Raw genomic sequence first — 26,540 nt, forward strand, 5'->3', positions numbered from 1 at the left:
GGTTACTCCTGCGCCTTGTTGAATGAACGACTGAACGCGGTCGGCGACGTGCTACGCGTGCCATTCCTAACCACCGTGTAGCTCACGCTAACCTGGTCGCCAAAGTTGAAGGGCAGCACGCTAGACGGCACGTTAAACGTCATACCGCCCGGATTTCCGCTTTGCTCCGCGGTCACATACGACCCACGCGGGTCGGCTCCGGTCGTGCTGTCCGTCCAGGCGACGGTGACGGCATCGGTTGTTTTGATTTGCGAGTTTGCCGGCACTTTCACCGTGACGCCGTTGGGTGCGTCGAACGGATCGAGCTGCGATCCCTCGGCCTGCTGCACGGTCGGTGCGCGCAAATCGCGCAACGCACGTTGGACGGCAAGCGTAAGGACTTCCGATGGCCGGGGAATGCCATTGGCCGCCGTTATCGAGTACTGGAACATGGCCCGACCGCCATCGACAGGCTGAAGCGTCGTCGCCGGGCACTGGAAGACGATGGGGTCCTTGAGATCGGCTGCGGTCAGCGCACGGCTGTCGCTCCAGGTGGGCCGGGTATCGCCGAGCACGCCTTCCACGGACACGGTAACCGTGTCGCCGCCATGGATGTCGTTCGGGTCGAACGGAACGTCAACCTCGATGGCGCCGCCGACATAGAAGGGATCGAGCACGCCATCGCTGGACTCGGGGACGCGCGGCGCGGGCAGGTTGGCCACGGACCCGATGACGAAGTTGTAAGCGCTGGATGTGGCGCTGTATCCGGGCGCGGTGACGGTGTAGGTCGCCGACACCTGGCTGTTGGCATTGGGCTGGATGAAGCCTGCTGAGGTGAGATTGAAACTCGGCGGCTGGGCGGGGTTGCCGATGGGGATCGTCTGCTTGAACGGCACCCGTCCCTGGATGTTGGCTTCGACCGAGGTTCCCCTGGTCAGACGCGGGATGACCAGGTGGGCGAGCAGCGTGTTCAGGGGGAGGACACCGTTGATCGCTTCGGGCACGGACGGTGGTGACAAGTCGGGCGCCGCCGCACTGTTGACGACATCGAGCGTGATCGGGTCCGATTCGCTGATGGCGAAAACGACATTTTCCGTACCGAACGTCTCCACCTGATAGGAGATGCGGACCTGACCACCGACCAGTTGGATGATGTCCTCATAGGGAAGCACGCCGTAGGTATCGTTGACGCCATCCGCGTACCCGCTGGCCTCGCCCTGCAGGTTGCCGCTCCAGCGGAAGGTGACCAGGCTGCCGGCGGGTATGCGCTCGGGCTGCGATGGTGCGGCAATGAGTGCGCCGGCAGGGTGGGCGGCTGCGTCCAGCACGTTGCCTGGTGTGCCTTCCACCCACGGGAGGTCCAGACCGACCGCCTTGCCTTCCACGCTGATGCTGCGCCGGCGCGACACCACCCGCGCGCCCGAGGTACGTTCGAGCGTGTAGGAGACGCTGACCCGACCCTCGCCCAGCACCTCCGCCTGTTCGTACGGCACTTGGAAGGCGAGGGTGCCATTGTCACGGGTTACCGACTTCCAGGCCGTCTCATAAGGGGGTACGGGTTGCTCACCGGCCGCGACGCCGGCCCAGCGTACGAAGATACGTTCGCCCGCCTTGCCGCCATGCGCCTCGGCAAGTACGGTCACTGGATTCCGGTCGAGATCCACCAGCCGCAGCACCAGCCCGGCGTCGTCGACGGTGCCCTCGACCCAGGGTGGCGTGGGCGCATCCGGGTCGTCGATCGGCACATCGACCACCCGGTACGGTGCCCACAGCGAGTTGTTGCTGACCAGGTCGAGGATGCGATAGGTGATCTGCGCGTCGCCGCCGCCGGCCGAACGAATGGTTTCCTCATCGATCGGAATCTCGAACTCGCTCTTGCCCAGGTCGGCACCTGTCAGTGGAGCCAAGTCCACGAACTTGCCATGCCACGACACGCGGATGCGGTCGCCCTCGGCAACGTTCTCGTAGCTGGGTACGACGACCCGTACATCGCTGATGTCGCCAATGAGCGGCGAAGGGCGGACGAGCGCGATGGCGAGGTTCTCGTTGATCGTTTCCGTGTCCGGTTGGGTGTCGACCCCTCCCGGTCGTTTCGTCTTCACGCGCACGGTCAGCGGTGGCGATACTTGTGGGTTGCCCAGGGCGGAGACGACGCGGACAAAAACGTCGTGAACACCGTCGCCCAGCGCGCGGATTCCTTCGGGAAACACCGGCACCGGGATCGGTTTGTTGGCATCCGTGGCGGACATGTCACGCTCGCCGACGACAGTCTGGGCGGCGCCCCAGAGAATCTGCGCCTGATCCCCGTCCTTGAAAAGGTCCCAGGGGCCGACGATGACGGTGACCGGGGCGACCGCGCCTTCGCCCACATCGCGGACACCGAGGCCGCCGTTGTTTTCGACTTCGTGAATAAGCGGTGCGGGCAGGCCGGTAAAAACACCATTGAGGATGGGCATGACGATCTCCTTGAGGATGGAACAGGACTTCAGAGCGTGCGTACGTCGACGTAAACCACGTCCTGCTTGGCGAATCCGGTGCCGACGGCGTTGCTGATCGTGTAGTCGAAGGTCGCCCTGCCGAACACGATCGGCAGGAGGAATCCGGCGTCGACGGTGATGTCCACATAGGCGCGATTCACGCTCGGCGGGCTGCTGGGTGGCGGCTTGGGCCAGGTGTTGTCGGGCCGGGACGACATGTCGGAAGCCGTGATTTCGTGCTCGCCGGACGTATCGGTGCCAGGTATCGGCTCACCCGATTCACCCAGCCCCTGGAAGCGCCAGCGGATGACGTCGCCCGCGCCGACGCTCGGCTGGTCCAGCCGTATGCGCACGGGCGTGCCGTCGATCACGTCGCTGAGGGTGATGGAATACACGCGTGATCCGACCCACTCCACGAACGTGGCATCGAGCAAGAGCTCGCCTTCGCCCGGCACCTGGCGGTAGTCCTCGACGCTGACGGATCGATCGGGTGACATCGCCACATTGCAAAACGGGACGGTCGCAAGCGCGCGCGAGGCGGTATAGCGGACCGGCCAGGTACCGGGACTGTGCGCACGCAGGACCTCGCTGGGTATGCGCAGCACGACATCACGCCGGGGGTCGCCCACGACGATATCCGCACCGATGCGATCGTCCGCCCAGAACAACTGGATGCGGTCGCCGGCAGCAAACGCCTGTATGCCGGGCGCCCCCGGTATTTCCCACACGATGGTCGCCGTGGCGTCCTGCGTCACGTCCTCCGCACGGATCACGTTGGCCGGATCGCCGCTCGCTCCACGCACGTCGGGCAACGGCATGTTCTCGTGCACGGGCGTCAACGGATCGGGATCCGAACCGCCCGGCCCGAACAGGTTGATGGCGGGGCGTGCGGGCTCCGTAGGGGTACCGATCACGGTGACGCCGCGCTCCACACGGTAGTCGACGCATGCCGGCACATTGCGGTCGGTGTCACCGCTCGCCGCCAACCAGTCGGTGTACACATCGTCGTAAGGCGAGGTGAGCAGCATCAGCGGATCCCTGCCTTCCTGGGTCGGCAGGACGGGGATAGGCACTGACACATGCGCGTTCCAGAGCAATACGATCAAGTCGCCCGCCCTGATCGCCGCATTGCCCGGGATGACGACCGTCACGCCACCGTCGACGCGGGCATCGTCGCTGGTGACGAGGCCATCCGCAGCGGCCGGGACCGTGGGCGGCAGGAGGTCATCGATATGCTCGGACAGCCGCACGTCCAGATCGACGCTGGCCGGCTGTTGTGACACATTGCCCGCGCGGTCGGCGACCAGATAGCTGAACGCGTGACGTCCGCCATCGATCGTTTCCAGCAAGGCGGCCGGAAACCGCACTTCGATATCCGTGCCGACGTCGGCTTCGCGCAACTCGTAGATGTCGGAAAGCAGCAGCGGATCGTCGTCGATACGCCCCTGGATCCAGTCGCCCGCCGCGGAGGTGGCATAGCCTTTGACGATGGCGGGCAGGTGGCGGTTGCCCGTGCCGTCATCCACCAGGGTGTCGGGCGTCACACCGTAGGCGATCACGCGGGGGTCGAACGAAAGCGCTGCGAGCGAATCGCGGCCGGGCCGTACGATATCGGTAATGAACGTCTGGTCGGTAGGGCCATACTCGTTGCTGCCGCTGCCCGAACCGTAGTACACCTCGTAGTTGATGCGAACGACGCGACGGTCTTCGACGGAGCTCAGGGGCCGGTCAGCCGCGGCCAGCACGAGGTTCAGCGTCTCGCCTGGCTGATGCCGATCGAGCGCCGTGATGTCACCGACGCGCCGCTCATCGATCGTCAGCTGCAGGGTATCCCCGGGTTCGGCGTCGTAGGAAAGCGGGAACGGAAGGCTGAGAACGATGGCCTCGTCCCGGACCGATGCTTTCAGCAAATGGTCGGGAGCGAGATAGGAGGGCAGGCGGGCAAGTGCTGCTTCGGGGAAGACCAGCCGTGGGCTGAAGGCATCAGGAGCGGATCGCGGTTCGGTGTCGTCATGCATAGCGCCTCCGTGCGCCTGGGACCGTCGCATGACGACGGTCCCAGCATGCGTGTTGCAGTTTCAGCCGGGCAGATCGCCGCGGGGATCAAGATCGACGAGGAGCACGTCGGACGTGACCGGACGGTCCGGCGCCTGGGCCGATGTCACCGTGTAGGTCAGATGAGCGTGCAGAGCCTGCGTTGGATAGTCGAAGCGCATCAGTTCGACTTCCGTGAGGTGCACGACCAGCTGCATCGGCGGCGAGATCGGACCCGTGAACGACTTGGTCACGTCACGGTTGTCCGCCGACGGCCTGTCCGCAGGGTGACCGCTGGAGTAAAACGAGCGGAAGACCCGCATAGTGACCGTGACCGTGTCGTCTGCACGCTGATTGACGTACGCGGGGATCATGAAGTCGCTGCCGTCCTTCGCCTCGACCTTGCCGATCAACAAGCGGTCCGGCTGTGCCGGGGCCGTGCCCACCGCCTCCGGCATCGTTCCCGCGGGGAGCGAGCCGCCACCGGGGAGTTCGTCCGCGCCGTGCACCGTGACGACCGTGATCGGCGAGCGCGAGGTATTGCTGCCGCCGCCGGCCAGTGTTCGCTCCACGCGATAGTAGAGGTCGATCGCGCCGGAACCGACGGCGATGATGAGGACTACGGGAAGTGAGATCGTGAGGTCTTCGGCTGGCTCCGCCTCGATGGTCAGCGACGGTACGTCGTATGTCCCATAGACCGGCGTGACGATATCGCCGATCAGGAATACCGGCGTCTCCCCATCGGCTTGCAGCCAGGGGATCGTGATCGTCGCGTTCTTCTCGGCATCTTCCGGCGGGATTTCGTTGTCGGAGCCGCCGGCGCTGGTGAGTGTCGGCGCCTCGAGGCTCTCGTTCTCGGGGGTCTCGGGGTCGGGGTCCACGCCACCGGCCTGATAGAGATTGACCTCGACGACCGCGGGCGTCTGCGCGCTGCCGGCAACCAGGTTCCCACGCAAGACATCGTAGCCGACGTCGACGGTAGCAGGAACATCCTGGCCGTCACTGTTCGCAGCCCATTCGGCGAGCAGGGCGGCGTAGGGCACGCCGATGGTCACGACCGGATCGTTGCCAATCGACGGGACGAGGACAGGGCCGATGTCCTGGCTACCCCAGTGCAGCAATACGGTGTCGCCGACGACGATGCCCGTGTTGGCAGGAATCTCCACGATCACGCCGCTGGCCGCACGGGCGTCCTCTTCGTCGATGATCTGCTCGCCAACCGGATCCTCATCATAGGCAGGCACCCCGGGCGCCTCCAAGTCCGGGATGGCGCCTTCGAGCAGCACCTCGAGTATCACGGGCTGCGACGGTAGGGAGGCGTTGCCGGCGCGGTCGCTGACGCTGTACGAGAACGCCATTCTACCGTCGGCTTGTTCTTCGATAAAACTGCGCATGAATCGCAGTTCGATGTCACTCGCACCGACGTTGACCGGATCGAGGACTTCCGAGCGGCTGTCGACCAGGCCGACGATGATGTCGCCCGGGGCGAGGTCCTTGTAGCTGGGAACGCGGGCGGCCAGGTACTCGTTGCCGTCCTCATCGCGGGACAAGGCGGCAGGGGTTACACCGTTGGTCACCACTTCGTCTGGAAACACCAACTGGCCCAGGAAGGGGAGGCCGGGAGCGGTGTAGTCGGTGATGTAGGTCTGTCCATCAGGACCCGGTTCGACACCGCCGCTTCCGGAGACGAAGGCAATCTGGTAGTTGATGCGGACGACGCCTTCCGGCACCGTCGCGCGGTCCTCCGCCGAAATCGAGATCCGCATGATCTCGTCGTCGAGAAACGCCTCGACGTCGAGCGGCGTACCTACAAGCGTGCCGTTCAAACTCACCTGGACGGTGTCACCGGCGTCGGCGTTCAGTGGCAGCGGTGCTGTCACGACGATCACCTCGTTTTTCGTGCTCGCACGGAGCAGGTTGTCCGGTCTGCCATCAGGCGGCAGCGGTGCGAGCGCCGCTGGATCGATGATGAGGGGCTCGGTATATACCTGCGTACCGATGCCCGATAGCCCGATGCCGGAATACACCGCCTTCGCCGGTAGCCGCTCGCGGCGCACCGCGGGATAACGCTTGTTGCTCGATCCGTCCATGGTCGACTCCTTTGGGGTAAAGCTCCGAGCCGGAACGTCCGGACGGGATAGACGCAGGTTAAGGTCGGGGGCGGCACGACGACCATAGACACAAGGTTGTAGGCGCGCCCACGGCATGACTGACTTTTTCAGTGCGGTCCGCCACATAGCGTCCAGGTATCCGAAATTGCATCGCGATCGCCAGCGGAAAGCCGCCGTCAAGGGAAATGAACCACTCCGTCTCATGCCATAACAGAGGCATGCATTTTAGGAGTACGCCCCATGGCGAAGCGTGTCTGCACCCGCTGCAATAGGCGGCTGAGATTCGCGGACACCATAAGGGTGCTCGCGACCCGTCGACTCACTGGAATAACGGAGAAAGTCATGAGCTCCCTGCATCATCGTGTCCGAAGGGCACCGCTATGGATGGCCATGACGGCTTGCTACCTGCCTATGGCAGGGGTCGCTGTTGCTGGCGAACTGGGCGCCGGACAATCGAAGACCGTCGTGCCGGGTGAAGCAGCCGAAGCGTGGATATTGCGCAACGGCGCGTCGCTGAGCCTGTCACCGCTTTCGGCGGCGCTGTCGATCGCCGCGAACGCATCGTCGGTGCGGATCGACGCGGGCAACGTGAGCGCAAGTGCGTCCGACGCGATTGCGCTGACCGGCCAGAGCTCCGCGACGCTCACCCGCGCCAGGGTAGAGAGTGTCACCGGCAGAGCCCTGTTCGTCGGCATCGCTCCCTCCAACGGCGCGCCTGCGATGCCCAGTAACGTCGATATCAGCAATAGCGTGCTGAGCGGATCCACCTACGGCGTGTTCGTGGCACAAAACTACCTGCCCGGGATTGGCACGGTGACGCTGCGCGACTCCGAGGTCCGCGGGACCGGTGCGAGCGGTGTCGGGCTGGCGGTTTTCCTCGGCAGTGCGTCGGTCCAGGGCGGTTCGTTGACCGGACAGCTGCACGGTGTACGAATTCGTCAGGACGATCGTGGCGACGGTGTCATCCTGCCGAGTACCCGCCTGCTCGAACTCGATGGCGCCAGGGTCGAGGGAGTGACTGGCAGCGGCATCTCGATCGACACCCTTCGCAACCAGTCGACCGACGCCGTGGTCCACATCGGTGGCGGCAGCGAGATCGTCGGTGGCGGCGGCACGGCCATCGACCTGGGCGTGCGCAGCACGGCCGATATCGACGTGTTCGGCGGCAGCCTCGTGCGGGGCGATGTTCGCGTGGCCGACGGCTCGTCGCTCTCGCTCGCCCTGAGCGAAGGCTCGGCCATGGCAGGGGCGACGAGCGGGGACATCACGATGGCCCTCACATCGACCGCGACCTGGAATGTCTCGAACGATTCGTCGCTGAGCTCGCTTGACCTGTCCGGCGGCAACGTCGCTTTCACGTCGCGTGCCGGCACCGCGCATAGCCGGGTGGACGTCGCTGGCGACCTCACTGGCAGCGGTGGCGTTCTTGGCCTCAACGTGACCATGAATGCCGGCGGCCCGCTCGTCGGCCAGGAGACCGATCGCCTGCTCGTGGAGGGCTCGGTGACCACCACCGGTCCGACCGAGATCGTCGTCACGCCACGCGGCGCCGGCGCCGACACCGATGCCAATGCCAACGGTCTGGTCGACGCCGGCGAGGGCATGTCGCTGGTCCAGGTCGCCGGCACGTCACGTGCCGATGCCTTCGCCCTGCGCGGCGGCTACGTCGCGGCCGGTCCCTATCAGTACACCTTGCATGCCTTTGGGCCGGGGCAGACCGATCCCGCACAGAATCTGCTCGCCAATGGCACCCTCAACTGGGACTACCGTTTAGGTAGCCGGATCGTATGCGAGGGCGGTTGTGGCCCGGTGGACCCGCCGGTGGACCCGCCCGTCGATCCCGGGAATCCGCCGGTCGAGCCGCCCGTCGATCCCGGGAAGCCGCCGATCGACCCGCCAGTCGACCCCGGCAAGCCGCCGGTGGAGCCCCCGGTCAATCCGGGCGAACCAGAAAATCCGGGCAACCCGGGCAACCCGGGCAATCCCGGTGACGGTGGCGAGCCGGTTCGCCCCGAGCCGCCGGGCACACGCATCGCCGTGGTGCCCCAGGTGCCGTCGTACCTCTCCGCGCCGGCGGCGCTGCTCAGCTATGGCGACATGATGAGCGACGGGCTCCACCAGCGGCTCGGCGATATCCGTCAGGGCTCGTCCACCGGTCCGCTGGGCGGCGAGGTGTTCGCGCGCTATCTCGGCGGCCAGCTGCGCTACAGCTCCAACCTGTCGTTCGAACGCTATGGCTACGACTTCGATCAGCAGGTCAATGCGCTGCAACTCGGCGGCAGCCTCATCGCCCTCGACAGCGACAACGGCACGCTGCGCGCTGGCTGGGCGGCGGATCGCGGCACCACCCGTGTCACGCCGAAGGCCGCCGACGGCAACAGCACCGCGAAATACAACGCGAACGGTGTCTCAGCGTGGATCACCTGGCAACACGGCGACGGCTTCTGGATGGACGGCGTGCTCGGCTCGACACGCTATCGTGGCGACGTCGGCACCGACATGCGCGGTGCGGACGTCGGTCGCATCCGCGCGAATGGCTGGACGATGTCGGTGGAAGCGGGCCTGCCGATCGCCCTCGGCGGTGACTGGACGGTGGAGCCCCGCTTCCAGCTCAAGCACCAGCAACTGGCCTTCCGCGACTTCACCGATGCGGATGGGCTGGACATCAGTCTGGGCACCGCGAAACAGACCACCGCGGTGCTGGGTGGTCGTATCAGCCGCACCGCCCAGCCGAAGTTCATGCCGTATGCCAGCGTGGATGTTTCGCACAGCAGCAACGGTGATCCGATGGCGACGGTGACCAGCGAGGCATGGAATGCGCGCGATCGTTTCGGCTCCGGCAAGGTCGGCAACGCCTACAGGGTGGCCGCGGGCGTTGTTAGCCAGCTCAGCGACCGTGTCCAGCTATACGGCGAAGGCAACTATCAGCACTTCGTCGGCGGCTACGGCATGCGCGGCTGGGCCGGCAACCTGGGTATCCGGGTGAACTTCTAGGCGGGCGACCAAAAAAAACGGGATGTCGCGGCAACGACATCCCGTGGAGGCAACGGCCTCACCTCGTCGATACCCCCGGGCCGCGGAGCGAACCGCATGGCTTCCGCCACGTCCTTCGTGACATCCTGCGCTGTGCATCCGGTCTTTGTGCGACATCCGTGTCGCCAGCGCCGACGTGCTCCTTGCACGGTCCTTGTCACGTACGTTTCGTTGCGGCTCGGCGGTATCGAGGGTTCAGGCTATCTGCCTGTCACGCATAAGAAAATAATCCCTTGGTTGTAGGTGTGGACGTCCATTTCCGGACAGCATCGAACGCGACTTGCCGATGCGGCGGACACCACGCCAGGATGGTGCTGGCGACATAACGCGTTGCCTTCGCGCTGCCGTTTTTGACTGTCCGGTTCCGGACGTTGGTGGGCGCTATTGCACCGCGATCAACCATAAGGCCGCGCCCTGCACGGGTGCCACGGTCCAGTGGACGCGATAGGTACCGGCCGCGTTGACCTGTCGCCACGCGACCGCACCCTGCACGCCGCTTTCGTCGGGCAACTGCACGAATGCGTCGATCAGGGTGAAGCCGTCGCCCGGGCTGACACGCATGCGCTTGACGCCGCCGTCGCCCCACCAGAACGCCAGCAGAGTGGCCGGACCATCCACGGTCACCGTACCGCTGGTCACCTGCAGTGCGTCGCCGGCGTAGGTGCGCGCAACGGATGCCACGCGCGACGCGTGACGTACCTCGACGAAGGGCAGGGAGAGTTCGCCTTTTGCCTCGCCGTGTTTGTCGATCGATAGGCTATGTGCCGGGCCGCCCTTGCCGTCGGTGGCGACATAGGCACGCACGGCGAAGCGATCGCCGTAGTTCGCGTAGGTCTGCGGCTGCCCCAACGGCACCCATCGATTGCCGTAGGTGTCGTGTGGCGCACCGTCGTTACTGGCATATCCCGCGTTGAACACGAGGAAGAGGCTGCCATCGCGCTGCGTATCCACGGGGGGTGTGGTCGCGGGCGTTACACCCAGCCCTTCGCCCTGGGCGAGGAACACGTGCGCGCCGAGGGAAGGACCCGGACGATCGTCGGCGTGCAGGCGACCGCCGCTTGCCACCAGCAACGCGGCTATCCAGAGGGTGGAACGATAGGGCGATGTCATGGCGGTGCTTCCAAAAGTCGTACTTGTCATACGGGCGCGGCTGCGCCACGCTGCATGCTGCGGACCGCCTGCCTGACACACGTCGCGCGCGACGCCTGAAGGGGAATGGCACGTGGCGGATGAAACCGACTTCGTCGACCTGTACGCGCGGCTGCAATTGCAGCCGGGCTGCACGTTGGCCGAATTCAAGCAGGCCTATCGGCGCTACGTGGCCCAATGGCATCCGGACCGCCGGCGCGAAGGCCGCGCGGATGCCCTCGCCACGCGGCGCATGCAACGGCTCACCCGCCAGTACGCCGCCGCCATGGTGTTTCACCGGCGGCATGGACGCCTGCCGGGCGCGCCGCTGCCGGAACGGGGCGCGGTTGCCGTGCCCGAGCCGCTTGCCATCGTCGCGGACGGCGTCCCCGAAGCCACGGTGACGGTCGCCGCGGAGTCTTTGCCCACGCGAACGCTTAGCGCGCGATGGTGGCTGTCGATCGGCCTGGTCGGTGTGGCGGTGATGACATGGTCGTTGATGCCGGCCGCCGAGGTGTCCGACCGCGACAACGAAAGCGTCGGGCCCTATCTCCCGGCGCCACGTGGGGATGTGCCCTTGAATACGCGCGTACCCGACCTGGCGCTGGGCATGGACGAGGACCAGGTGCTGGCCATCGAGGGCGAGCCGGACCGGCGCCTCGACGACCGCTGGGAGTACGGGCCATCGTGGTTGAGCTTCGATCGCCATCGGCTGAGCGACTGGTACAGCTCGCCGCTGCACGGCCTGCACGCGTCGTCGCCTCGTCCCCCGAGGTGACGCGTCGGGGTGCTCAGCGGGCGCCACGGCCGAACAGCACCACTTCCACGGTTTCGATCAGGATCACCATGTCCAGGAAGAGGTTGTGGTTCTTCACGTAGAACAGGTCGTATTTCAGTTTCTCGGCGGCATCTTCTTCCGAGGCACCGTAGGGGTAACTCAGCTGGGCCCATCCGGCCAGACCGGGCTTGATGCTGTGGCGCAGGCTGTAATAGCGGATCTTGGTTTCCAGGTCCGAGACGAACTGCGGTCGCTCCGGTCGGGGGCCGACGATGCTCATATCGCCGCGCACCACGTTCCACAGCTGCGGCAGTTCGTCGAAGCGCAGCTTGCGGCAGATGCGTCCGACCCGCGTGATCCGGTCGTCGTTGCTCAGGGCCCAACGCGCCACGCCGTCGATCTCGGCGTCCGTGCGCATGCTGCGGAACTTGTACAGCCAGAACGGGCGGCCGTTCTCACCCACACGTTCTTGCCGGTAGAACACCGGTTGCCCGCGTCCCGACTCCAGGCGGATGGCCAGGGCCACGCCTAGCATGACCGGCCAGAACAACGCGGCGATGGTCAACGACGCGCCGATGTCGAAGGCCCGCTTGACGAACAGCGCCAGGGGCGAGGCATTGAACCCCGCGGAAAACACCAGCCACGAGGGGTCCAGCATGGTCAGCTGCACGCGGCCCGCCTCGCGCTCGACGAACGTGGTGAGGTCGGTGATCTTCACGCCCAGCTGGCGACAGGCGAGCAGGTCGTCCATCGGCAAGCCGCCGCGGCGGTCGTCCACGCCAACGACGATTTCATCCAGCGCCAGGCGTCGTGCACAGGCCGCCAGGGTTTCGCTGGGGTCCAGCAGCAGCTCGGCCGGCACCAGCACGGTCTCGTTCGCGCCGCGCACGTAGCCCAACAGGGAGAAGCCACGACGATCCGAACGCCGGCGCATACGGGTGTGGATCTGGGCGGCACGCTGTCCGGCGCCGAGCACGATCACCCGTCGCTTCAGGGCTTCCAGTTCCACCAGCCGCATGAACAGCGCACGGAAGGCCGCGGTGGCGAGCAAACCGATGAGCAGGGCCATGCCCAGTACGCCGCGTCCCACGTACGCCTGCGGAATGACGTAATAGCCCACTACCAGCGCCAGACCGCCGAAGACGAACGCGATGGCATGGCGCGCCATCTGGCCGCGCCAGCTCATGCGCAGCGTGGAACGGTATTCGCCCAGGGCGGCCATGCCCAGGAAGATGACCAGGGCGAACATCACCGCGCGCATGGTCAGCGTCTGCGTCGAGGCGGCCAGATCGTCCGGCGACGGCGCGAAACGGATATAGGTGGCGACGTTGAGCGACGCGGCGAGCAGGAGCAGTTCGCAACAGGCCATCAGGGTCAGCCAGCGCACGATCGGCTGGCGTAGCAAACGCATCATGGTAGTCCCCTCGCATGTCGTACATCGACGTGCCGATGAGCGAAGGCTAGGCATGCGGCGACCGGGTGTCGATTGCACTTCCGGTCATCGTGTGGCTAGGCCGTATGGCCGTCCGCGTCAGCCCAGGCCGCCAGATTCGCACGCCTGCAACAGGATGCGCAGCCGGTCGGCCAGGCGCAGGCTGAGCGCGATCAGCGTGAAGGTGGGGAACGCCCAGCCGCCGGTGGGAAACACCGAACTGCCCGCCACATGCAGGTTGCCGACACCGAACACCTTGCAGGCCGGATCGACGACGCCCTGTGTCGGGTCGTTCGCCATGCGCGTCGTGCCCATGTGGTGCGCCGTACCGTGCACCTCCACGGGCAGGTCGGCATCGACGGTCCAGCGCGCCGGTTCGAAGTGGCCTTCGCAGGCCTCGGCCAGGCGATCGCCGGTCAGTCGCGTCAGGGTGCGGTAGGTGTGCCTGTCCAGGTCGGTCAGGCGCCAGTCCATCCGCACACGCCGCAGGCCCAGCGTGTCGCGGCTGGCGTCGAGGGTGATCCGGCTGTCGCGGTTGGGGGCCTGTTCGAAGAAGCCGACCAGGGCGACCCGCTCGCTGCGCACGACGGGATGGTCTCGGGCCTTCTGCGCGAGCGCCCTCAGCACGTCGCCGAAGTGCAGGCCGAGCCGTAGCGCATGAAGTGCCGCATGCGGCGGTGCGGCGGATGCCGCACTTCGGGGGCCGTTCTGCAGCGCGGTGTTCAAGCGTGCCTCCAGCAAGGCGCCCTCATTGTGCACGGGCTTCCTGAGCGAGGCGCGCAGGTCGCGCAGGGCCCGGATGCCCGCAGGCACCTCGCCCTCCATCGCGAAAGGATGGACACGTCCGTTCAGTGTGCGATGGCGGCCCTGGGCGGTGGTCGACAGGCCGATCTCCGCCGACAAGGGCGCGCGCTGGTTGCGGATGTTGCGCTCGTAGGGGCGGGAAAGGCGGTCGACATGCGGCGAGCGGACGACCCCGAGCGTGCCGCTGGGGTGATCCATGAAATAGCGGCCGACCAGGTCGTTCGCGTTGCCCAGCCCTCCCGGGGCCACGCTATCGGACAGCAGCAGGATGCGCGCGTTCTCGATGCCGCCCGCGGCAAGCACATAGTGCCTTGCGCGGACGCGGCCGCGACGTCCGTCGAGGGAGCCGATGCGCGCCTCCGTGACATGGCTGGCGGTGTCGTTGGCGCGCAGTTCCAGCAGGTTGGCATGCAGCAGCACGGTGACGTTGTCGGCGTGGGCCAGGGTGTCGCGGTAGGCCTCGCCGAACAGCACCGGACTGCGCGCGAAGATGTAGTTGGTCATCACCTCCGGATCGAGGTCCAGCGGCTTGCGCGGCGGCGGCCCGTCGAACGTGCCGTCGGTGAAGCCGCGGGCGGAGTCGATCCGGCAGAAATCACGGGCCTTTTCGTACCATGGCGCCAGTTCCGCATGGCGCAACGGCCATCCGCTGTCGGGCACCCAGTCGCGTGGCGTCATGTCGCTGTCGCCCAGTGGAATGCAGCCGCCACCCCACAGCGTGCAGCTACCACCGAACACGCGCATGCGCGAGCCGGCCGTATCAAAGGGCACGTCGCCCGATGCGCTGCCCTCGTAAAGCGCCTGGCTGCTTTCCTCGCCATGCGTGCCGCCGCCCTCGACGAGACAGACGGTGACCGACGAGCCGATGAACGACCGAGCCATGGCGATGCCCGCGGCGCCGGCACCGATGATGCACAGGTCCGCGTGCAGGTCGTTGGGTGCCGACCGATCGAGGTAATCGAGGATCACGGCGCATCTCCAGGGTAAGGCATAGCGGGGGGAGGGGCGTAGCGGCGCGCGTCAGGCGTGGTAGTAACCGCGGTACCAGTCGACGAACTGCCGCACGCCGGCGCGCACGTCCACGCCGGGGGCATAGCCGGTGGCCTGGACCAGAGCCGAGATGTCCGCCTCCGTGTCCGGCACGTCGCCGGCTTGCAGGGGAAGCAGTTCCATGTGCGCCTTGCGGTCGAGACAGTCCTCGAGCACACGGATGTACTGCAGCAGCGCCACGGGAGTCTCGTTCCCGATGTTGTAGATCCGGTAGGGCGCCACGCCGCTGCTGCCCGTCTCGGGGTGATCGCCGGACCATTGCGGATCACGCAGGGGCGGGCGGTCCAGCGTGCGCAGCACGCCTTCCACGATGTCGTCGACGTAGGTGAAGCTGCGCGTGTGCCGCCCGTGGTTGAACACCCGGATCGGCTCGCCGGCCAGGATCGCGCGCGTGAACAGGAACAGCGCCATGTCCGGGCGGCCCCAGGGGCCGTACACGGTGAAGAAGCGCAGGCCGGTGCAGGGCAGGTCGTAGAGGTGCGCGTAACTGTGCGCCATCTGCTCGTTGGCTTTCTTCGACGCGGCGTACAGCGTCAGCGGATGCTCGGTGGGCTGCCGTTCCGAGAACGGCATATGGGTATCCGCGCCGTAGACGGAACTGGTGGAGGCGAAGACCAGGTGATCCACGCCGTGGTGGCGGCAGCCTTCCAGCACATGGAGGAAACCGGTGACGTTGCTGGAGACGTAGACATGCGGGTGCGTGGCGGCGTGGCGAACGCCGGCCTGCGCGGCCAGGTGCACCACGCGTTGCGGCCGGTACGTGGCGAACACCGCCTCCATCGCCGTCCGGTCGGAGAGATCCGCGTGCACGTGCGTATAGCGCGGATGGTCGCCGAAGCGGGCCAGTCGCGCCTTCTTCAGCTCCACGTCGTAATAGTCGGACAGGTTGTCCAGGCCGATCACCTCGTCGCCGCGGGCCAGCAGGCGCATGGCCACGTGCGAGCCGATGAAGCCCGCCGTGCCGGTCACCAGCACCTTCACAGGCGGCCGTCCACCGCAGCGCGCGGCAGCACGTACTTCACGTCGTAGACCACGCAGGCGGCCTTGCCGAAGGCGCGGATGCCTTCCACGCCCCAGGCGACGAACTCGCGGTGGGCCACCGCCACCACGACGGCGTCGTAGCTGCCGTGCGCGGGCGCCTCCATCGGCACGATGTCGTACTCGTGGCGCGCCTCGTCGGCACGCACCCAGGGATCGTGCACGTCCACGTCCACGCCGTAGCCTTGCAGTCCGGCGACGATGTCGACCACGCGGGTGTTGCGCAGGTCCGGGCAATTTTCCTTGAACGCCAGCCCGAGGATCAGCACCCGCGCGTGCACGGGATTGATGCCCTTGCGCACCATCAGGCGGATGACTTCGCCGGCGATGTACGGGCCCATGCCGTCGTTGGTACGGCGCCCGGCCAGGATCACGTCCGGATGGTGGCCGACCTGCTGCGCCTTGTGGGTGAGGTAGTAGGGATCGACGCTGATGCAGTGGCCACCGACCAGGCCCGGGCGGAACGGCAGGAAATTCCACTTCGTTCCTGCGGCTTCGAGCACGTCCAGCGTATCGATGCCCAGCCGGTTGAACAGGATGGCAAGGTCGTTGACCAGGGCGATGTTGAGGTCGCGCTGCGTGTTCTCGATGACCTTGGCCGCCTCGGCCACCTTCAGCGAGCTGGCCCGGTGCGTGCCGGCGGCGATCACCGACCGATAGAGCGCATCCACCGTATCGGCGGTAGCCGGGGTCGACCCGGAAGTGACCTTGAGAATATCGGTCACCCGGTGGGTCTTGTCGCCGGGATTGATCCGCTCCGGGCTGTAGCCGACGAAGAAATCCTCGTTGAACACCAAGCCGGATACCGTCGCTAGGATGGGAACGCACACTTCTTCGGTGCAGCCGGGGTAGACGGTGGACTCATAGACCACGATGTCGCCGCGCTTGAGCACCTTGCCCAGGCACTCGCTGGCCATGCGCAGCGGATGCAGGTCGGGCCGGCGTGCGTCGTCGATCGGCGTGGGTACGGTCACGATGTAGATGGTGCAGTCGGCGAGGTCGCCGGGGGTGTCGGAAAACCGCAGCCGTGTCGCGGTAGCCAGTTCGTCGGCGTCCACTTCCCGCGTGCTGTCACGGCCTGCGCGAAGTTCATCGATGCGGCGGGAGTGGATGTCGAATCCGAGGGTTGCGTAGCGCTTGCCGAATTCCACGGCGAGCGGCAGGCCGACGTAGCCCAGGCCGATCACGCCGATGCGGGCACTTTGCAGAAGGTCGCAAGGCAACGCCGTGGCTTCGTCGGCAGGTCGTGTATCGTGCGGCGGCTCGCTCGCGGCGATATCGGCCCGTGTTCGGCTTGCGGTATCCATGTAAGCGTCCATCCCCATGCGTGGCCCGGAAAACCCCATGACGGGGCGACGAAAGGGTAGCAACGCACCCCCGGCTTGCCTGTATGGCTTACGTGGGTGGACAAATGGCCGATGCCGTCAGGCTGAACGGATCGCTAGCGCAGTATCGATTGTTGTGTGAAGCAAGCGTTTACAAGGCACGGTCACCGCGATATCTTGCCCTTGGTCCCATCGATAGCCGGTGGGCATATGACTACAGCACCCATCTGGTCCACTCATGTCCGCGCGAAGCTATCTGGGCTCAGTGCGCGTGGCCTTGCTGGACGACCATGCGCTCGTCCTCAAAGGGCTGGCCGCGCAACTGGAGACGTCCCCCTCCATCGCCATCCTCGGCAGCTTTTCGAGCAGCCGGCCTTTCCGTGCGTTGCTGGCGGCACAGCCGGTCGATGTCGCGCTGATCGATTACTCACTCGCTTTCGACGACATCGACGGCGTCGCCCTGATCCGCCTGCTGCGCGCCGGTTACCCAAGGCTGAAAATCCTGGTTGTCTCCGCGCATGACGAAGGCCTGGTGGTACACAGCCTGTTGCAGGCCGGTGCGGATGGTTTCGTCGCCAAGAGCCAGGACCCGGGCGTGCTGGTGCAGGCGATCGACGCGGTGATGACCAACCGCGTGTACCTGCCGCCGCGGCGGGCGGGCGGTTCCGCCGAGACCAGCCTGGTCAAGCTGTCGCCGCGCGAGTGGGAGGTGGTGCGCTGCCTGCTGGACGGCATGAAGGTATCGCAGATCGCCGAGAAGTTCGGCCGCAGCATGAAGACCATCAGCGCACAGAAATCGGCGGCGTTCCGCAAGCTCGACATCAAATCCGACAATGCGCTGTACAAGATGGAGGATTACATCCGCGCATTGGGTACCGATCCTCCATGATGCGACGGATCGCATGGACCCTCGCTGGCTGCCTGTGTGCGGCGCTGGCGATCGCACAGGACGTGCCCGACGCTGAAGCGCAGCGTCGCTGGGTCGGTGCGCATCCCGTGCTGCGCATCGCGCTAGACCCCCAGCTACGCGCCGACGTCGGTGCCGGCAACGCGAATCCGCTGGTCAATGGATACCTTGCGCTGTCGGCGCGCCAGGCGGGGATGCGCTTCGAAACGGTGCGAACGGCCTCGTGGGCCGAGTCGGTCGCCGCTTTCAAGGCGCATCGGGTCGACGTGCTGCCTTCCACCTCCGATCGCCTGCTCACCGCCGACCTGGGCACATCCGCGCTGCTTTCCTCGCCGTTCTATGTCGGTCGCACGCTGATCGTCACGCGGACGGTGGGGCCGGCCACGATGGACCTGTGGCACCTGCAGGGCCGCACGGTGGCCTTCAAGGGCGGTGGCCAGTACGAGGCCTGGCTGCAGCGCGAGCACCCCTCGATCACGCGGCTGCCCCTGGCGGACATCCACCAGATCCTGGCGGCGGTGGAGAGCGGCATCGCGGATGCGGCCATCGGTATCGACGTGGCCTACTACCCCATCGTTCGCCGCGACTACGCGCAGAGCCTGCGCGTGGCGGGCACGGTGCCGGAGATGGCGGTGTCGGTGCGCGTGGCCGTGCAGCGCGACGAGCCGGTGCTGCTGACGATCCTGGAACAGAGCATGCGCGGCCTGTCCACGGCCGACAACGAGGCGGTGATCGAGCGCTGGCTGGAGACCGCCTATCTGCGCGCGCCGACGTGGTCGCAGGTGCTGACCACCTATCGCGTCGAAATCGGCCTGGGCGCTGCCCTGGTCGCGGCGTTGGTGTTCGCGCTGTGGCAGCTGCGCCGCGCCCAGCTGGCATCGCGGCGCGGCGAGCAGCAGAAGACGATGCTGCTGGCGGTGATGAGCCACGAAGTACGCAATGCGGTCAACGCGGTGACGTCGTCGATCGACCTGATGGCGCGACAGCCGCAGGACGGGCCCCAGCGCGACCTGCTGGCCATTGCGCAGGTCAGCAGCCGCAACCTGCAGAACCTGCTCAAGAGTGCGCTCGATTACACCCGCTCCGAGGTCGAAGGCTTCACCCCCGATCCGGTGCCCTGCGACGTGCAGGCCGTGGCGCGCGAGGCCATCGCCTCGCAGCGGCTGGCCATCGAGGCCAAGGGCCTGGAGGTTCGGCTGGACTTGCCGATGGGGCCGTTGCCCTGGCTGCTGGTCGACGAGGTGCGCGTGCGGCAGCTGCTGGAAAACCTGTTCGCCAACGCGGTGAAATTCACCGAACGCGGGCATGTCGGCATCGCGCTGTGGCAGGGCCCCGGTGACGATGCCGATGGTGTCCGCCGCCTGGTCATCGAGGTGTTCGACACCGGCATCGGCGTGTCGTCGAGTCGCCAGCGGCAGTTGTTCGTGCCGTTCGCCCAGGCACGCGGACGCCTTGACGTACGCCTGGGCGGCACCGGGCTGGGCCTGGCGATATGCCGCGACATCGCCACCCATCTCGGTGGTCGCCTGGAGTTCAACAGCGAAGCCGGCGTGGGCACCGCCGTGCGCGTCGAGTTGCCCACCAGCCTCGTGCCGACCACGACACCCGTGCCGGCCACCGGCGCCGGCGACGAGCGCTCGCCCCAACGGGCTGGCGGCATCGTGCTGCTCGTGGAGGACCATCCGGCCAACCGGCAGATCATCGCGGCGCAGCTGAAGTTCCTCGGCTACGCCACGGAGGCCGTGGATCACGGGCAGGCCGCCATCGATACGTTCGTGCCGGGTCGTTTCATCGGGGTGCTGCTCGATTGTGAGCTGCCCGACATGCAGGGCTACGATATCGCCGCCGAACTGCGCGCCCGTGAGATCGAGGCGGGTGTGGCACCGACGCGCTTCGTCGCCATCTCGGCCAACCAGGGCGTGGAACACGTACGGCGCTGCGCCCAAAGCGGCATCGACACGGTGCTGGGCAAGCCGCTGTCGCTGGATGCGCTGAAGACGGCCCTGGCGACACCCGTGCGAACGCCGGCGGAGCAGGGCGACGATGCCCCGGCCACCGCCGACGCGCTGCATGCGACCTTCCGCGACGAAACCCGCCACGACCTCGATGTCATTCGTCGAGCTCTGGCCGATGGCGAACTGCCCCTTGCGCGACATCACGTCCATCGCGTGCGTGGCGCGGCGCTGGTGTGCGGTGTCGATGCGATCGAGGCGTTGGCCGGCGACCTGGAAGACACGCTCGATGCCGGAGGCGGCCTCGACGAGGCGCAACCGTTGATCGAGGCGATCGGCCGGCACCTCGGGTGACGTGACTGGCTCGTGTCGCGTTCGCGCGGGGGGCGACCTAGCCGGGTGACGCGGCCGACCCGGCCAGCAGCCCACCGTCGATGTTCACTTCCGTTCCGGTGACATAGGTCGCTTCATCCGAGGCGAGCATCGCGACGATGGCAGCGACTTCATCGGGCATGCCGAACCGTTTCAGCGGCGTGTCCGCGACCAACGCCTGCATCCGGGCGTCCCGGTCGGGACCGTGCCCCAACATGGGTTCCCAGATCGGCGTGAGGATGGCCGCCGGGTGCACGGAGTTGCAGCGAATTTGCCAGCCCTGTTGGGCGCAATAAAGCGCGACCGTCTTGCTGTGGTTGCGGATTGCGGCCTTCGACGAGGCGTAAGCCGCCGCACCGGCGATGCCGACCAGGCCCGAACGCGAGGATATGTTGATGATCGAACCCGTTCCCGCGCCCTTCATGGCACCGATGGCGTAACGGCAACCGAGGAAGGTGCCGTCGAGGTTCACCCGGTGAACCTCCCGCCAGTCCGCAAGGCTGGCGTGCTCCGGGTCGTGCGGCACCATGCCGGCTTCGAATCCCGTGACGCCGGCATTGTTGACCACCACATCGGCGACGGGAACGAGACCGGCCAGGCGCGACCAGTCGGCTTCCTCGCGTACGTCGAGGGGTTCGAAGCGACAGCCGATCTCGGTCGCCGCGGCGGCTCCGGTCACGTCGTCGATATCGGTGAGAATGACGATGGCGCCCTCGTCATGGAAACGTGCGGCGATGGCGCGGCCGATGCCACGTGCCGCGCCGGTGACGACGCATGTCTTGTTGTTCAGTCGATGCATGGTGTCCTCGAAAAAGCGCGATGTTCACCACGGCCTTTAAAAGCGGCCGGGCGTACCTATGTCTATTTCCGCATTCCTCGTTCTCATCCAGGGAGTCATAAAATGACAACTCACGACGCAAGTGCAAGCGGCACGTTCAAGATCGGCGGCGACCTTGAGGTCAACCGCCTCGGTTTCGGTGCCATGCGCATCACCGGCAAGGGCATCTGGGGCGAGCCTGCCGACGGGGCCAAGGCCAAAGCCACCCTGGCGCGTTTGCCGGAATTGGGTGTCAACCTGATCGACACGGCCGACAGCTACGGGCCGTACGTCAGTGAAGACCTGATCCGTGAGGTGCTGCACCCGTACAAGGGGCTGGTGATCGCGACCAAGGGTGGGCTGACGCGCCATGGCCCCGACGTATGGGTCCCAGTGGGGCGGCCGGAATACCTGCGTCAGTGCGTACTGATGAGCCTGCGCCGCCTGGGCGTGGAGCGCATCGACCTCTGGCAGCTGCACCGCATCGATGCCAAGGTGCCGCGCGACGAGCAGTTCGGCGTGATCCGCGACATGCAGAACGAAGGCCTCATCCGCCACGTCGGCCTCTCGGAGGTCAATGTCGAGGAGATCGAAGCCGCCGCGTCGTTCTTCAAGGTGGCCACCGTGCAGAACCTCTACAACCTCGGCAACCGGAAGAGCGAAGCCGTGCTCGACTATGCGGAGAAGCACGGCATCGGCTTCATCCCCTGGTATCCGCTGGCGGCGGGCGAACTGGCGAAGGAAGGCTCTGTGCTGTCGAAGATCGCGCAGAAGCTCGGTGCCACGACCGGCCAGGTGGCCATCGCCTGGCTGCTCAAGCGCTCACCGGTCATGCTGCCGATCCCCGGCACCGGCGACCCCGGGCATCTGGAGGAAAACGTCAAGGGCGCGGCCCTCAACCTGTCCCAGGACGACTTCGAAGCACTCGAACACGCCGTGAAAACGCCGAATACGCCGTAAACGGACCTCACGCATCGCAGATCGCCCACATCGTGGGCTCCTACAGCCGCTTCGACGTTCGAATCCCTAACGTGCCGAACGTGCGATAAACGCCCTGTAGGAGCGCACGATGTGCGCGATCACGAAAACGCGGCGACATACGTCGTGGCCACATACGTGGAGAAACGCATCAGTGCAGCTTTACCGGCGGCAGTGTGGTGTTGCGTAGCCAGTCGGCCAGCCACAGGGCCGTGGCGCGTGGCCAGCCGTGCAGGGTGGCGCGGTGCATCTGCTGCAGCGATACGTAGGCCATTTTCGCCAGCCAGCCGCGCATGGGAATGACCGACTTGCGGCCCGAGGGCAATTCACCCGTGGCCTGGCGTACACCCAGCGAGACCAGCGTGCCCTTGGCGTGGTACACGAACGGGGAGGGCACGCCGCCGCGTGCGACGGTCGCCAGTGCTTTCGCAAGATAATTCGCCTGCTGGTGTGCGGCCTGTGCGGTCGGCGGCACGCTGCGCTGGTCGGTCGTCGTCGCATAGGCGCAATCGCCCATGGCATAGATGCCCTCGACGCCCTTTGCCGCCAGCCGCTCGTCGACGACGATGCGCTTGTCGCGCGATAGTTCGAAGTGGCCCAGGCGCTCGACCATGTCCTGCCCGGTAACACCCGCGGCCCAGACGCGGATATCGCACGGCACCACGCTGCCGTCCGACAGGTGAAACCCATCGGCTTCCACGGCACTCACGCCCACGCCCAGCCGTAGCGTGACATGCATGTCTTCCAGCACGCGCTGTGCAGACGCGGAGGTGTGCGGATCGACGGCCGGCAGTACCCGGTCGGCCATGTCCATCAACGTGACATCCAGTTTCGAGGCGGAATCCAGGCCACCGTAACGATGCATGTCGTTGAACGCGTGGTGCAGTTCCGCCGCCAGTTCCACGCCGGTGGCGCCCGCGCCGACGATGCCGACCCGGATCCGTTTTTCCGGGTCGCCTGCGCTGCGCAGGGCGAGCGCGAGGATCTTCCGGCGCAGTGCGATCGCCTGCGCGGGACTGTCCAGCATGTCGCAGTGATCGAGCACGCCCGGGGTGCCGAAGTCGTTCACGCGGCTGCCGAAGGCCAGCACCAGCGTGTCGTAGCCCAGCGAGCGCGGCGGCAGGATCAGCTCGTCCGTGTTGGGCAGGTGCACCGCATCCAGGTCGATCGTGCGGCGCGCGGCATCCAGCCCACGCAGCGCGCCGGGCTCGAAGCGGTAGCCGTGGGCCTGACCGTGGGCGAGGAACGGCACGGCTTCCTCGCCGTCGCCGAGCAGGCCCGCGGCCAGTTCATGCAGGCGGGGCTTCCAGAAGTGGCTGGCATCGCGATCGACCAGGGCAACGTCGAAGGTGCGCTGTCTGCCCAGCCGCGTGGCCAGTTCGATACCGGCGGCGCCGCCGCCGACGATGACGACGCGGTGCGCGCCGGTCCGTGAGGTTGGGGTCATGGGAATGTCTCCGTAACAGGCTGCCCGCAGCTTACCGAGCGGATCGTTCTCAGCTTGCGAAGACACGCCCCGTCCTGTAAATAAATTGCATGATCGATTCCATCCTCCTTCGACGACGACCTGCCGGCTGATTGCTGCCGAGCCCGTGGCGCGCCTGCGCCGCCGCCCGTTATCGTTGTTGGAGAACCCCGATGTGCCTGTCCCCCGCGGCGTCCGTCGACGCCCTGCTTTCCGTTGCCTTCGTTTCGCTGAACCTGCCTGCCACGCAGGCCCGTGCCGTACCGGCGAGCCGCCCCGATCTCGGTGATTTCCAGTGCAACGGCGCGTTCTCCGCCGCCGCTGCGACGGGCCGTTCGACCCGGGAAACGGCCGAAGCCCTGGCCACCTGCCTGCGCGCGCATGCCATGTTCGACCAGGTGAGCGTCACCGGTGCCGGCTTCATCAACCTGCGGCTCGCAGGCGGCTTTATCGCGGAGCGCCTCGCCGTGATGGCCGCCGACCTGCGACTCGGCGTGGCCGACGAGGGCAGGGGCCGTGAGGTGGTCCTCGATTTCGGCGGCCCCAACGTGGCCAAACCGCTCCACGTCGGTCATCTGCGTTCGCTGGTGCTGGGCGAAAGCCTGCGCCAGATACATGCGGCACTGGGCTGGCGCACCCACGCGGACGCGCACCTGGGCGACTGGGGTCTGCAGATGGGCATGCTGAGCGCCGCGATCCGGCGGCTCGATCCGGGATTGCCCTTCTTCCGTACCGGAGCGACGTCTCCCTTCCCGGCGCAGGCGCCTGTGACGCTGGACGCCCTGGAGCGGCTTTACCCGGACGCCGCGGCCGCATGCCGCAGCGATTCTGCGCGCATGGCCGAAGCCAGGGCCGACACCGCCGCGCTGCAGGCCGGCGACGCGGGCCTGATGGCCCTGTGGCGGTCGTTACGCGCGCTCAGCCTCACCGCGCAGGTCGAGGACTTCGCCACGCTGGGCATCCACTTCGACGCGCTGGACGGCGAGAGCGACGTGAGCGACGCCGTGGCACCGCTGGTGCAGCGGCTGCTCGATGCGGGTGTGGCACACCCTAGCGAGGGTGCGGTGGTCGTGGATGTGGCACGCGCCGACGATACCGTCGTTGTGCCGCCGTTGCTGCTGGCCAAGCGCGACGGTGCCGCGCTGTATGCCACTACCGACCTGGCCACGCTGGAGGCACGGGCATCGCGCCCCGACCTCGCGCGCGTGGTCTACGTCGTCGACCAACGGCAGGCGTTGCACTTCAAGCAGGTGTTTCGCGCCGCGCGCAAGGCGGGTATCGGCGACCACCTAGAGTTGATGCATGTCGGCTTCGGCACGGTCAACGGCAAGGACGGCAAGCCGCTCCGCACGCGCGACGGCGGCGTGGCCCGGCTGGCCGACCTGCTCGAGGCGGCGGTAGTGCGCGCCGGCGAGCGTCTGGACGCCGCGGGCTATGGCACGCAAGGAGACGATGCGCAGCGCGCGATGCTGGCACGGCAGGTGGGTATCGCCGCCGTGCGTTTCGCCGACCTCTCCGGCGATCGCCTCTCGGGCTATGTCTTCGATACGCAGCGGATGGTCACGTTCGAGGGGCATACCGGCCCCTACCTGCAATACGCCTGCGTGCGCATGCGCTCGTTGCTCGCTCGCGCGCCCGATGCCGCGGGCGGACACGCCTTGCCGGTGCTGGCGGTAGAGCGCGACCTGGCGTTGGCCTGCCTGTCGTTCGGCGACACCGTGGCGGAAGCCTGCCTGATCTGCCAACCCGGTGTGCTGGCGGCCTTCGCCCATGCCCTGGCGCAGCGGTTCAGCCGGTTCTACGCGGAGTGCCCGGTGCTGGCTGAGGCGGATGGGGCCACACGCGCCTCACGCCTTGCCTTGTGCGTGTTGACCGAGCGCGTGCTGGCACGCAGCCTCTACCTGCTGGGCATCGAGGTGCCTTCGCGGATGTAGTTCGGCCGGTGTGGCGGGGCGGATCGCCGCAGGCGGCGCGCACATTGCGTCCGCGCACACGCGGGCTGCTACCGTTCCGGCACGTCATGGCCGAGGAAGGACCTGCCGACATGCCCGATCCGTATCCGCTCGCGTCGCGCCACGGATGCGCCACCTGCGGACTGCACGACGTGTGCCTGCCCGCGGGCATCCGCGGCGAGGCGCTCGCACGCGTGGACCGCCTGACCCGCGACCGCCGCACCGTATCGCGCGGCGAGACCCTGTTCCGCCAGGGTCAATCGTTCCATGCCCTGTATGTGCTGCGATCCGGCGCCACGCGCAGCACGATCGCCGACGCCGACGGCGCGCAGCAGGTGATCGGGTTCGGCCTGCCGGGCGATATCCTGGGCGTGGACGGCCTGCTCGACGATACGCACCGCACCGAGGCTGTGGCGCTGGAGCGCAGCACGGTCTGCGAGGTGCCGTTCGCCAGGATGGAGGCTGTCTTTACCGAGGTTCCGTCGTTGCACCGGCGCATGCTGCGTGTGCTGGGCAGCGAGGTGGCGGCCGACCAGGCGCACCTGGTTGCCATGGGCCGGCCGTCGGCCGTGGAGCGCGTGGCCCTGTTTCTGGACGGCTTGCTCGAGCGTCAACACCGTATCTCACGACAGTCCGATTGCCTGCGCTTGCCCATGTCGCGTGCCGATATCGCCAGCTACCTCGGGCTGGCAGTGGAAACGGTCAGTCGCACGTTGGGGCGCATGGAAGAGGCGGGCTGTCTGATCGCCAGCGGACGCACGCTGCGCATCCTGGACCGGGCCATGCTTGCCTCGGGCAAGCCGGTGTCGCTATCCGACCAAAAATTGATCGGGGTCAGTAACCGGCCGGCGCGGTGCGCCTAACCTGCCCGGGACGGCCGATCGAGGCCGAAGCCCGTGATCCAAGGA

At 66.9% G+C, this 26,540-nt stretch carries 17 protein-coding genes; 7 read left to right on the forward strand and 10 right to left on the reverse strand.

The window, feature by feature from the left end; genetic code table 11:
* Window positions 1-2: 2 nt before the first annotated feature.
* From FA89_RS13230 to FA89_RS13240, 3 genes are read right to left on the reverse strand one after another with little or no spacing between them, the layout of a single operon-like run.
* Window positions 3-2,435, reverse strand: coding sequence for a hypothetical protein (locus FA89_RS13230; protein ID WP_036141065.1), 2,433 nt, complete (start codon window positions 2,433-2,435; stop codon window positions 3-5).
* 29 nt (window positions 2,436-2,464) lie between these two features.
* Window positions 2,465-4,474 carry a hypothetical protein gene (locus FA89_RS13235; RefSeq protein ID WP_036141066.1) on the reverse strand — a complete coding sequence of 670 codons (2,010 nt, stop codon included), beginning with the start codon at window positions 4,472-4,474 and terminating at the stop codon, window positions 2,465-2,467.
* Between the two features lie 60 nt (window positions 4,475-4,534).
* Window positions 4,535-6,580, reverse strand: coding sequence for a hypothetical protein (locus tag FA89_RS13240; RefSeq protein ID WP_036141068.1), 2,046 nt, complete (start codon window positions 6,578-6,580; stop codon window positions 4,535-4,537).
* Window positions 6,581-6,943: 363 nt separating this feature from the next.
* Between FA89_RS13240 and FA89_RS13245 the strand changes: the two genes are divergently transcribed.
* Entirely contained in the window at window positions 6,944-9,595 is a 2,652-nt protein-coding gene (locus FA89_RS13245) for an autotransporter family protein (protein ID WP_185754350.1), read from the forward strand.
* 420 nt (window positions 9,596-10,015) lie between these two features.
* Here the strand turns inward: FA89_RS13245 and FA89_RS13250 are convergent, their stop codons facing one another.
* Window positions 10,016-10,744, reverse strand: a complete 729-nt coding sequence (locus FA89_RS13250; RefSeq protein WP_036141072.1) for a hypothetical protein — start codon at window positions 10,742-10,744, stop codon at window positions 10,016-10,018.
* Between the two features lie 112 nt (window positions 10,745-10,856).
* Here FA89_RS13250 and FA89_RS13255 point away from each other — a divergent pair, with 112 nt between their 5' ends.
* Window positions 10,857-11,540: a J domain-containing protein gene (locus tag FA89_RS13255; protein ID WP_036141074.1), complete on the forward strand. Its 684-nt coding sequence runs from the start codon at window positions 10,857-10,859 to the stop codon at window positions 11,538-11,540.
* Between the two features lie 13 nt (window positions 11,541-11,553).
* Here the strand turns inward: FA89_RS13255 and FA89_RS13260 are convergent, their stop codons facing one another.
* The 4 genes from FA89_RS13260 to tviB all read right to left on the reverse strand — a co-directional run bounded on the left by FA89_RS13260 (window position 11,554) and on the right by tviB (window position 17,072).
* A complete protein-coding gene (locus FA89_RS13260) occupies window positions 11,554-12,954 on the reverse strand; it encodes a TIGR03013 family XrtA/PEP-CTERM system glycosyltransferase (RefSeq protein ID WP_036141076.1) in 1,401 nt (466 codons plus the stop codon).
* Between the two features lie 117 nt (window positions 12,955-13,071).
* Entirely contained in the window at window positions 13,072-14,745 is a 1,674-nt protein-coding gene (locus FA89_RS13265) for a GMC oxidoreductase (RefSeq protein ID WP_036141077.1), read from the reverse strand.
* A gap of 51 nt (window positions 14,746-14,796) precedes the next feature.
* Window positions 14,797-15,807, reverse strand: a complete 1,011-nt coding sequence (locus FA89_RS13270) for an NAD-dependent epimerase (RefSeq protein WP_036141079.1) — start codon at window positions 15,805-15,807, stop codon at window positions 14,797-14,799.
* Window positions 15,804-17,072: a Vi polysaccharide biosynthesis UDP-N-acetylglucosamine C-6 dehydrogenase TviB gene (tviB, locus tag FA89_RS13275; RefSeq protein WP_036144289.1), complete on the reverse strand. Its 1,269-nt coding sequence runs from the start codon at window positions 17,070-17,072 to the stop codon at window positions 15,804-15,806. The genes FA89_RS13270 and tviB overlap by 4 nt, the downstream gene beginning before the upstream one ends.
* A 355-nt stretch (window positions 17,073-17,427) precedes the next feature.
* Here tviB and FA89_RS13280 point away from each other — a divergent pair, with 355 nt between their 5' ends.
* Both FA89_RS13280 and FA89_RS13285 read left to right on the forward strand, forming a co-directional pair.
* On the forward strand, window positions 17,428-18,078 hold the full coding sequence (locus tag FA89_RS13280; protein WP_036141081.1) for a response regulator transcription factor: 651 nt from the start codon (window positions 17,428-17,430) through the stop codon (window positions 18,076-18,078).
* Complete coding sequence (locus tag FA89_RS13285; RefSeq protein ID WP_036141083.1) at window positions 18,075-20,402, forward strand: ATP-binding protein; 2,328 nt, start codon at window positions 18,075-18,077, stop codon at window positions 20,400-20,402. Before FA89_RS13280 ends, FA89_RS13285 begins: the two co-directional genes overlap by 4 nt.
* A gap of 37 nt (window positions 20,403-20,439) precedes the next feature.
* On the opposite strand, the gene FA89_RS13290 is transcribed toward FA89_RS13285, so the two are convergent.
* Window positions 20,440-21,219 carry an SDR family oxidoreductase gene (locus FA89_RS13290; protein ID WP_036141085.1) on the reverse strand — a complete coding sequence of 260 codons (780 nt, stop codon included), beginning with the start codon at window positions 21,217-21,219 and terminating at the stop codon, window positions 20,440-20,442.
* Window positions 21,220-21,321: 102 nt separating this feature from the next.
* Here FA89_RS13290 and FA89_RS13295 point away from each other — a divergent pair, with 102 nt between their 5' ends.
* Complete coding sequence (locus tag FA89_RS13295; RefSeq protein WP_036141087.1) at window positions 21,322-22,197, forward strand: aldo/keto reductase; 876 nt, start codon at window positions 21,322-21,324, stop codon at window positions 22,195-22,197.
* Between the two features lie 169 nt (window positions 22,198-22,366).
* Here the strand turns inward: FA89_RS13295 and FA89_RS13300 are convergent, their stop codons facing one another.
* Window positions 22,367-23,662 (reverse strand): NAD(P)/FAD-dependent oxidoreductase, encoded by a 1,296-nt coding sequence (locus FA89_RS13300; RefSeq protein WP_036141089.1) that lies wholly within the window; start codon window positions 23,660-23,662, stop codon window positions 22,367-22,369.
* A gap of 191 nt (window positions 23,663-23,853) precedes the next feature.
* Between FA89_RS13300 and argS the strand changes: the two genes are divergently transcribed.
* Together argS and FA89_RS13310 are read left to right on the forward strand one after the other, a co-directional pair.
* Complete coding sequence (gene argS / locus FA89_RS13305) at window positions 23,854-25,614, forward strand: arginine--tRNA ligase (protein WP_036141092.1); 1,761 nt, start codon at window positions 23,854-23,856, stop codon at window positions 25,612-25,614.
* Window positions 25,615-25,724: 110 nt separating this feature from the next.
* Window positions 25,725-26,495, forward strand: a complete 771-nt coding sequence (locus FA89_RS13310) for a cyclic nucleotide-binding domain-containing protein (RefSeq protein WP_051938745.1) — start codon at window positions 25,725-25,727, stop codon at window positions 26,493-26,495.
* Window positions 26,496-26,540: the final 45 nt, after the last annotated feature.

The organism is Luteibacter sp. 9135, assembly GCF_000745005.1.
In the GTDB taxonomy this organism is placed as follows: Bacteria; Pseudomonadota; Gammaproteobacteria; order Xanthomonadales; family Rhodanobacteraceae; genus Luteibacter.

Coding starts and splice junctions, on each gene's coding strand:
- FA89_RS13230 (WP_036141065.1), bottom strand. CDS start 2,435: ATGCCCATCCTCAATGGTGTTTTTACCGGCCTGCCCGCACCGCTTATT.
- FA89_RS13235 (WP_036141066.1), bottom strand. CDS start 4,474: ATGCATGACGACACCGAACCGCGATCCGCTCCTGATGCCTTCAGCCCA.
- FA89_RS13240 (WP_036141068.1), bottom strand. CDS start 6,580: ATGGACGGATCGAGCAACAAGCGTTATCCCGCGGTGCGCCGCGAGCGG.
- FA89_RS13245 (WP_185754350.1), top strand. CDS start 6,944: ATGAGCTCCCTGCATCATCGTGTCCGAAGGGCACCGCTATGGATGGCC.
- FA89_RS13250 (WP_036141072.1), bottom strand. CDS start 10,744: ATGACATCGCCCTATCGTTCCACCCTCTGGATAGCCGCGTTGCTGGTG.
- FA89_RS13260 (WP_036141076.1), bottom strand. CDS start 12,954: ATGATGCGTTTGCTACGCCAGCCGATCGTGCGCTGGCTGACCCTGATG.
- FA89_RS13280 (WP_036141081.1), top strand. CDS start 17,428: ATGTCCGCGCGAAGCTATCTGGGCTCAGTGCGCGTGGCCTTGCTGGAC.
- FA89_RS13285 (WP_036141083.1), top strand. CDS start 18,075: ATGATGCGACGGATCGCATGGACCCTCGCTGGCTGCCTGTGTGCGGCG.
- FA89_RS13290 (WP_036141085.1), bottom strand. CDS start 21,219: ATGCATCGACTGAACAACAAGACATGCGTCGTCACCGGCGCGGCACGT.
- FA89_RS13295 (WP_036141087.1), top strand. CDS start 21,322: ATGACAACTCACGACGCAAGTGCAAGCGGCACGTTCAAGATCGGCGGC.
- FA89_RS13300 (WP_036141089.1), bottom strand. CDS start 23,662: ATGACCCCAACCTCACGGACCGGCGCGCACCGCGTCGTCATCGTCGGC.
- argS (WP_036141092.1), top strand. CDS start 23,854: ATGTGCCTGTCCCCCGCGGCGTCCGTCGACGCCCTGCTTTCCGTTGCC.
- FA89_RS13310 (WP_051938745.1), top strand. CDS start 25,725: ATGCCCGATCCGTATCCGCTCGCGTCGCGCCACGGATGCGCCACCTGC.